The following is an 8,348-nucleotide window of genomic DNA, read 5'->3' on the forward strand; positions in this document are numbered from 1 at the left end:
GTGGACGCCGGCACGTGGCAGCTGGTGCTGGACTCGCTGGGGCCGCTGCTGGGCGGCCTCGTGCGCGGCACCATCCCGCTGACGCTGGTCAGCTTCGCCCTGGGGCTGGTCCTGGCCCTGGTGGTGGCGCTCATGCGGCTGTCCGACGTGCGGGTGCTCTCGGGCCTGGCGCGCGCCTACGTCTCGGTCATCCGCGGCACCCCGCTGCTGCTGCAGCTGTTCATCATCTACTACGGCCTGCCCTCGCTGGGGGTGACGCTGGACCCGTTCCCGGCGGCGGTCATCGCCTTCAGCCTCAACGTCGGCGGCTACGCCTCGGAGGTCGTCCGCTCGGCGATCCTGTCGGTGCCGCGGGGGCAGGTCGAGGCGGCGCTGACCATCGGGATGAACTACCCCACGACGATGCGCCGCATCGTGCTGCCGCAGGCCGCGCGGGTGGCGGTGCCGCCGCTGTCGAACACCCTCATCTCCCTGGTGAAGGACACCTCGCTCGCCTCGAGCATCCAGGTGACCGAGCTGCTGCGCCAGGCGCAGCAGATCGCCGCGCCCACGTTCGAGTTCTTCGCCCTCTACGGCGTGGCGGCCGTCTACTACTGGGTGGTGTGCCTGGTGCTCTCCTTCGCCCAGACCCGCGCGGAGACGCGCCTGAACCGGTACGTGGCCCGGTGAGCGGCCCGGTGCGCGGGGCGGCGGGCGCCCCGGCGCCCCGCGCCGCCGGCGCGCCGGCGCTGCTGGAGGCGCGCGGGCTGCGCAAGGCGTTCGGCGACCACGAGGTGCTGCGCGGCATCGACGTCAGCGCCGCGGCGGGCACCGTCACCGTCCTCATCGGCCCGTCGGGGTCGGGCAAGACGACGGTGCTGCGCTCCCTGAACGCCCTCGAGCCACCGGACGCGGGCAGCGTGCGCATCGGGGAGGTCGAGGTGCCCTTCCCGCAGCCGGTGCGCACCGGCGCCGGGCAGCGCGCGCTGCGCCGGCTGCGCGCGCAGAGCGGGATGGTCTTCCAGAGCCACAACCTCTTCCCGCACCTGAGCGTGCTGGAGAACGTCATGGAGGGCCCCGTCGTCGTCCAGCGCCGCCCGCGCGAGCAGGTGCGCGCCGAGGCGATGGCCCTGCTGGAGCGCGTCGGCCTGGCCGGCAAGGCCGAGCAGCACCCCTTCCAGCTCTCCGGCGGCCAGCAGCAGCGCGTGGGCATCGCCCGCGCGCTGGCGATCCGCCCGCAGCTGATGCTCTTCGACGAGCCGACCTCCGCGCTGGACCCCGAGCTCGTCGGGGAGGTCCTGGCCGTCGTGCGCGACCTGGCGGCCGAGGGCTGGACGATGGTCGTGGTCACCCACGAGATGCGCTTCGCGCGGCAGGTGGGCGACCAGGTCCTCTTCATGGACGGCGGGGTCGTCGTGGAGTCCGGGCCGCCGGCGGCCGTGCTGGAGCAGCCGCGCGAGGAGCGCACCCGACGCTTCCTGCACCGCCTGACCGACCCGCTGTGAGGGAGGACCCGCACACCCTGCCGTGCGGGTCCGGGTACCCGGAACGGTGAGGTGGGGTTCTCCCGACGGGTGCACGCAGGTTTCCGTGATGGCGACGCCACGGTGAATCGCGACAGTGGACGCGCCACCCGGTGGGAACCGCAGGACGCAGGCAGAGGCAGCGTCCCTGCCGGGTGGGTCCACCGCTCCTCGAGGAGGCTCCTGTGTCAACCACACTCACCCGCACCCCCGCCACCACGCTGCCTTCCGGGCCCGGGCACCTGCTCAGCGTGCGCGCGATCAGCCTGTTGTGCCTGGACGAGACCGAGCACGAGGGCTTCTGGCCCGCGGTCGGCGAGGGGATCGCCAACGACGCCATGCGCCTGTTCGCGCTCGTGACGACCCAGGTGGGCGCCGGCGCACCCACCCAGCACCGCACCGCCGTACTGAACCTCGGAGACGACTACGAGGACGGCAGGAGGGTGGACTTCGACCACGAGCTGGCCCGCGTGTTCATCCCTTCCGACGTGCAGTGGCCCGTGAAGCTCAACGCGCTGCTGTTCTTGGCGGAAGAGGACTGGGGCGGCCAGGAGTGGGACAAGCCCGTGCGCGAGATCATCGACCTCGTCGGCGGTGCTGCCGGTTCAGCTCTGAGCAAGCTGGCGAGCACCGCGGTCGGAGGTGCGCTCGGCGGCGCTGGCGGAGGCCCGGTGGGTGCCGCCGTGGGCGTCATCGCCGGCTTCGTCGTCGGTGCGGTCGCCGACGCCCTCAAAGACCTGGAGTCGGACGTGTTCCGACCCAACGACCTCTCGGTGGTGCTGCAACGTCCCACCGACGTCCTGGCTGGTCCTGATCCCCGACGCATGGTCGAACACCTGTTCTTCGAGGACTTCGGCGGCCGGTACCAGCTCACCTGCGAGGTGCGCTTGACGCCGGTACCAGTGCCCGGCTCCCCTCGCACCACCATCGACCTGATGCCGCTAGCGGCGCTGGGGCACTGGGTGGGTGGTCGACTCGTCGACGCCCACGTGATGACGGACGCGGCCGACGTGCGCTTCGGGGACACCGCGAACCTGCCCCTGGGCGCGGTCGTGCACGAGCAACGGGCCTTGGAGGACGGGTTGGTGCAGGACGTGCTGCACACCCACCCCAAGTGGCTGCCTCGAGGCACCATCAAGGGTTGGCTCCCCGATCAACTGCTCCCGGTAGCAGCCAAGTTCGAAGCTGAGGTCGGCTACGTGGCCGGTGCCACCGGCAGCGACGGCGTCGACTTCAAGGCCTTCGCTCACCGGACCGACGCGAACGGGCGCCGGGTGTGGCATCAGGTGCTCGACGTCCACAAGGACTACACCGGACGGTTGCAACACGTCAGCGCGGACCTGTCGCGGTGGGCCGGCACGCCGGTCGGCATCGAACTGCGCGTCGACGCAGGCTCCTCGCCGAGCCAGGACTGGGCGGTGTGGTCGCGGCCTCGGATCGTTGGGTACTGAGGCCGTGAGCATCGCCTCCCTGGCCGAGGACAGCGCCCTGCGCCTGAGCACCTCGAGCACAGGCCCGACCGCGACCACCCGCGCGCTCAGCGATGGCCAGCCGTTCGCGGTGTCGGACTCGACGCTCTCGAGGCTCGTCCGGTTCGTGCCGACCGAGACCATCACGTTGTACGTGGCTTTCGCGGCAGCCGTACGGGCCGCTGACCCCGCGGACGGCGCGGCGGACTGCGGGGACAGCCCAGCGCTCGCGTGGGCCGGCTTCATCGTCGCGCTGCTGCTGACCGGTGCGCTGACGCTGGGGCTGAGCTACCGAGCCCAACGTTCAGCGGCACCGCGCAAGCCGTACCGCTGGCCGGTCACGGAAACCGTGTTGGCGATGTCCGCCTTCGCGGTGTGGGGTCTCTCCTTGGAGTCGACGCCGCTGCGATCGCTGTGCGGCTACGACGACGGGGTATGGAGCCCGGTGCTTCTGCTCAGCGGCAGCCTGCTGATCCCCGCGGTGGCTCAGGTCGTCGGAGCGGGGGCGTCCTGGCAGAAGACGGCGCAGGATTGACGTCGAGCCGTCGTGCGGTGCGGTCTCAGCCCTGACCGGAGGAGCGCTCGCTACGCACTGACCCTGGAGGAAGCTGTGCGAGTCGTCATCGTCGAAGATCACGGCTGGCTGCGGGAGGCTCTGGCGGAAGCCTTGCCGGGCCGTGGTGTCGAAGTCGTCGGGCAGGCCGGCGACAGCACGAGCGCCCTGGCGGTCATCGACCGCACGGCACCGGACGTGGCCCTGCTGGACATTCGCCTGCCTCCCACCTTCAGCGACGAGGGCCTGCGCATCGCGGAGTCCGTCCGCGGGCGTTACCCACAGGTGGGACTGCTCGTCCTCTCCTCGCACGCTGAGGTGGCCATCGCCGAGCGGTTGGTGAACCTGCAGGACGACCCGTACGCCATCGGGTACCTGCTCAAGGAACGCGTCGGCGACCTGGGCGAGGTGGTCGACGCGGTGCACCGCGTCGCCGCCGGGGAGGTGGTCATCGACCCCTCGATCGTCGCCCGGCTCATGTCTCGCCGGCGCACCGTGGATCCGCTCGAGACCCTGACACCGTACGAGCGGCGTGTACTTGGTCTCGTCGCCGAGGGCAGGTCGAACCTGGGCATAGCCCGCCACCTGGGGATCCAGATCAGCACCGTGGAGAAGCACCTGACGAGCATCACGGGTAAGTTAGGTCTACCACAGTTGGAGGCCCAGGACCGACGCACCGTCAACGTCCGTGTGCTGGCCGCACTGGCGTTCTTGCGCAGCTCCACGTGATGCAGCGGTGGCCAGAAGGGTTGCCCGCGCCCCCGCTGCGTCCGCGATAATCCCTCGGAGACGACGTCCCCGAGGAGCGCCTTGTGAGTCCAGCACCCTCACGGACCGGCATTGGGCTCACCGTGCACGGAGCGCTCCCCCGGAGCCGAGGCCCCCGCAGCGCGGTCACCGCGCTGCGGGGGCTCGGCATCGCGGCGACCGGTGCGCTGGGCATCAGCGGTGCCGCGCTCTCGTGGGTGGTCTCCGAGCAACCGTGGTGGGTGCGCCTCCCCATGTCTGTGTGGGGCACAGGCACCATCGCGCTCGGCTGGCTGGCGGTGCTGCGCGGACGGGACGCACCGTCGGGACGCACCGGCCGACTGGCCATCGTCATGGGCGTGACGTACTACGCCAGCGTGCTGCGGGCATCCGAGCACCCGTTGATCTTCGCGGCGGCCTTCTCGTGCTCCTACGTGTGGATCGCCGTGCTCGGGCACCTGGTGATGACGTGGTGGCACCCGACGACGAGGTTGCGCGCCGCCCGCGGGGTGGTGATCGCCGGTTACATCGGTGCTTTCGGCTCCCAGTCGGCGCGCTACCTGATCGACCGCCCCGCCGCACCGAAGCTCCCGTGGTGGGACGAGGAAGAGCGCCCCCGGACCCCGGTCGAGGCGGTCGCGTCCTCCCTGCTGACCGCGTTGACCTTGATCGGCTTGGTGGTGGTCGTCCGGCGGTGGGCCTCCTCGCGCGGCCCCGGCCGGCACTTGAGCGCACCGATCGGAGTCGTCACCGCCGCCAGCGCCGGTCTCGTGGTGGCTGTCGGCGCTGCGACCGTCCTCGCTGCACCGATCCACGTGCGGACGGGACTCACCGCGGCCACGCTGATCGGCGGACAGGTGAGCGTTCTCGCAGCTCAGCGCATCGGTAGGACCCGTGCCTCCACGCTGCGCTGGCGAGTGGCCAGCGCTGCACTCGGCCTAGAACCTCAGCACCACTCCGTCGACCGCCCGGCCGAGCTCGAACGGGCTCTGACCGTGACGCTGGACGATCCCCGCGTGCGGCTCCTTTTCCCAGCCGGGGAAGACCGCTTCGTCGACGTCCACGGGGCTCTTCAACCAGTCCCGCCCGCCGATGGCGACCTGAGGGTCAGCGAGGTGCACCGAGGTCCTCGATTGCTGGCCCTGTTGCTGTACAGCCGGACTCGCGTGCCGGTCGAAGACGTCGCGGCGACGGTGCTCGCGGTCGCCGGGCTGGCGATCGAGTCCGCCACCGCTCAAGCGCTCATCACTGAGCAGCGCGACGAGATCCACCGATCGCGCGAGCGCCTCGCCACTGCGGGGCTGGATGAACGCCGGCGCATCCAGCAGGACCTGCACGACGGCGCCCAGCAGATGCTCTACAGCGTGCTGGCCACCCTCGACCAGGTGCGGCACGAGCTGACGCACTCCCGGGAGGGTTCTCGAGACCCCGTTGCACCTTGCGTCAACTGCCCGTTCGCAAGGGACCACCGCATGACGACCCGGGCGGAGGTGCTCACCGTCATCGACCGTGCCCACTCGCGCCTGACGGCGGCCATCGCCGAACTGCGCGCGCTGACCAGGGGCATCTACCCAGCAGTGCTCACCGAGCACGGCCTCGCTGCTGCCGTGGAATCGCTGGCCGACACGTGTTCCATCACGTTGATCGCCACTGTTCCCGCGGGGCGCTGGCCCGTGCCAGTGGAGGTCACGCTCTACTTCGTCGCTGCGGAGTGCATCACGAACACCGTGAAGCACACGCGGTGTGATGACGCGCGCGTGCGGGTCATCGAACAGGATGGCGTGCTGCAGCTCAGCGTCCAGGACGACGGAGGAGGCGGTGCGCACGTGCGTCCCGGGGGCGGCCTGGCCAACCTGCGTGACCGCGTGGCCGCCCTGGGAGGGACCCTTGACGTCCTCAGCGACGACCACGGCACCACGGTCACCGCATGCATCCCTTCAGCGGTCGTCCGACCCCGGACGTGATCAACCCGAGCCGCTGGCGACCTCGTCACACGCCACCTGGGGACTTCACGGGTGCACGCACCACAGCGCCGACGGGGGACGTCTGCGCAGCGGCCCAGAACCTGCGCCGAGCGGCGCCGATGGTGACCGGTGCCCGATGAGATCGACGTGCGGCACCGCCTGACCGACCCGCTGTGAGGCGCACCCCCGCACCCCCCGCACCCCCGGGGTGGGGGTGCGGGGGCGGGGCTCAGACGGGCACGATCTCCGGGGCGCGCAGGCGCACCGCGTCGGCGCTGGCGTCGTCGGGCTGCTCCTGCGAGGCCCGCTCGGCGGCCACCCGCTCCAGGTACGTGCTGACCTCGGTGGCGCGCCGCTCCCCGTCCCAGCCCAGCGCGTCGCCCACGAGCTGCGCGACCAGCTCGGCGCTCTCGGTGCCGCGGTCGTACGTCTCGATGGAGATGCGGGTGCGCCGGGCCAGGACGTCGTCGAGGTGGCGCGCGCCCTCGTGCGTGGCGGCGTAGACCACCTCCGCCTTGAGGTAGTCGTCGGCGTGCGGCAGCGCCTCGGCCAGCGAGGCGTCCGCCGCGATCAGCTCCAGCACCTCGTCGACGGCCGAGCCGTAGCGGTCGAGCAGGTGCTCGACGCGGTCCACGTGCAGGCCCGCGCGCGCGGCCAGCTGGTGGCGCTGGTTCCACAGCGCGTGGTAGCCCTCGGCGCCCACGAGCGGCACGTCCTGGGTGATCGAGGGCGGCACCTTCCCGTCCAGCCCGTCCGCCGCGACGTCCACGGCGTCCTTGGCCATGACCCGGTACGTCGTGTACTTGCCGCCGGCCACGACGACCAGGCCGGGCACCGGGTGGCCCACGACGTGCTCGCGCGAGAGCTTGCTGGTGGACTCCGACTCCCCGCTGAGCAGCGGGCGCAGGCCCGCGTAGACGCCCTCGACGTCCGCGCGCGTCAGCGGCGACCTGAGCACGCCGTTGGCGTGGGACAGGACGTAGTCGATGTCGGCGCTGGTGGCCGCCGGGTGCGCCTTGTCGAGGTTCCAGTCGGTGTCGGTGGTGCCGATGATCCAGTGCCGGCCCCACGGGATGATGAACAGCACGCTCTTCTCGGTGCGCAGGATCATCCCCGTGCGCGACTGGATGCGGTCGCGCGGCACGACGAGGTGGATGCCCTTGGAGGCGCGCACCTGGAACTGCCCGCGCGCGCCCACCAGCTCCTGCGTCTCGTCGGTCCACACGCCGGTGGCGTTGATGACCTGCTTGGCGCGCGCGCGCACCTCCTCGCCGGTCTCCAGGTCCACCAGCACCGCGCCGACGACCCGCTCGCCCTGGCGCAGGAACTCCTTCACCCGGGTGCGGTTGGCGCACAGCGCGCCGTAGGTGGCCGCCGTGCGCGCGATCGTCACGGTGTGCCGGGCGTCGTCGACCTGCCCGTCGTAGTACTGGATGGCACCGACCATGGCGTCGCGGCGGATGCCGGGCGCCTCCTTCGCCACGCCCTTGCGCGTCAGGTGCCGGTGCAGCGGGAAGCCCTGGTTGTTGCCGCTGGAGAGGGCCATCGCGTCATACAGCGCCACCCCGGAGCCGACGTAGGGCCGCTCGGCGAACCGCTTGGTCAGCGGGTACAGGAACGGCACCGGCTTGACCAGGTGCGGGCACAGCTTGTTGCGCAGCAGGCCGCGCTCGCGCAGCGCCTCGTGCACGAGGCCGAAGTCCAGCATCTCCAGGTAGCGCAGGCCGCCGTGGATGAGCTTGGAGGAGCGGCTGGAGGTCCCGCTGGCCCAGTCCCGCGCCTCCACCAGCCCGGTGCGCAACCCGCGCGTCACCGCGTCCAGGGCCGCGCCGGTGCCGACCACGCCCCCGCCCACGACCAGCACGTCCAGCTCGCCCTCGGCCATCCCGCGCAGGGCGTCCTGCCGCGCCTGCGGCGACAGCGGCTTGATCTCCACGTCACGTCCTCCAGGTAGTGCGTCTCGTCCATCGTGCGGCCCGGTGCCGCGGTGGGGGGGGGGGGGGGGGGGGGGGGGGGGGGGGGGGGGGGGGGGGGGGGGGGGGGGGGGGGGGGGGGGGGGGGGGGGGGGGGGGGGGGGGGGGGGGGGGGGGGGGGGGGGGGGGGGGGGGGGGGG

General features: G+C 72.1%; 7 protein-coding genes. 6 read left to right on the forward strand and 1 reads right to left on the reverse strand.

Translation table 11 applies throughout. From position 1 onward, the window contains the following. From ACRYMN_RS03640 to ACRYMN_RS03665, 6 genes are all read left to right on the forward strand, one after another. A complete protein-coding gene (locus tag ACRYMN_RS03640; RefSeq protein ID WP_432492066.1) occupies nt 1-669 on the forward strand; it encodes an amino acid ABC transporter permease in 669 nt (222 codons plus the stop codon). A gap of 8 nt (nt 670-677) precedes the next feature. Continuing rightward, nucleotides 678-1,484 carry an amino acid ABC transporter ATP-binding protein gene (locus ACRYMN_RS03645; RefSeq protein WP_432492092.1) on the forward strand — a complete coding sequence of 269 codons (807 nt, stop codon included), beginning with the start codon at nt 678-680 and terminating at the stop codon, nt 1,482-1,484. A 203-nt stretch (nt 1,485-1,687) separates the two neighbouring features. Then, complete coding sequence (locus ACRYMN_RS03650) at nt 1,688-2,953, forward strand: hypothetical protein (protein WP_432492068.1); 1,266 nt, start codon at nt 1,688-1,690, stop codon at nt 2,951-2,953. Between the two features lie 4 nt (nt 2,954-2,957). Further along, on the forward strand, nt 2,958-3,506 hold the full coding sequence (locus tag ACRYMN_RS03655) for a hypothetical protein (protein WP_432492070.1): 549 nt from the start codon (nt 2,958-2,960) through the stop codon (nt 3,504-3,506). A 75-nt stretch (nt 3,507-3,581) separates the two neighbouring features. After that, nucleotides 3,582-4,253, forward strand: a complete 672-nt coding sequence (locus ACRYMN_RS03660) for a response regulator (RefSeq protein ID WP_432492072.1) — start codon at nt 3,582-3,584, stop codon at nt 4,251-4,253. A gap of 236 nt (nt 4,254-4,489) precedes the next feature. Further along, nucleotides 4,490-6,235 carry a sensor histidine kinase gene (locus tag ACRYMN_RS03665; protein ID WP_432492074.1) on the forward strand — a complete coding sequence of 582 codons (1,746 nt, stop codon included), beginning with the start codon at nt 4,490-4,492 and terminating at the stop codon, nt 6,233-6,235. Between the two features lie 229 nt (nt 6,236-6,464). Here ACRYMN_RS03665 and ACRYMN_RS03670 read toward each other — a convergent pair whose 3' ends face one another. Continuing rightward, complete coding sequence (locus ACRYMN_RS03670) at nt 6,465-8,171, reverse strand: glycerol-3-phosphate dehydrogenase/oxidase (protein WP_432492076.1); 1,707 nt, start codon at nt 8,169-8,171, stop codon at nt 6,465-6,467. Nucleotides 8,172-8,348: the final 177 nt, after the last annotated feature.

Origin of the sequence: Kineococcus gypseus, assembly GCF_050871305.1 — a bacterium.
Classification (GTDB): Bacteria; Actinomycetota; Actinomycetes; order Actinomycetales; family Kineococcaceae; genus Kineococcus; species Kineococcus gypseus.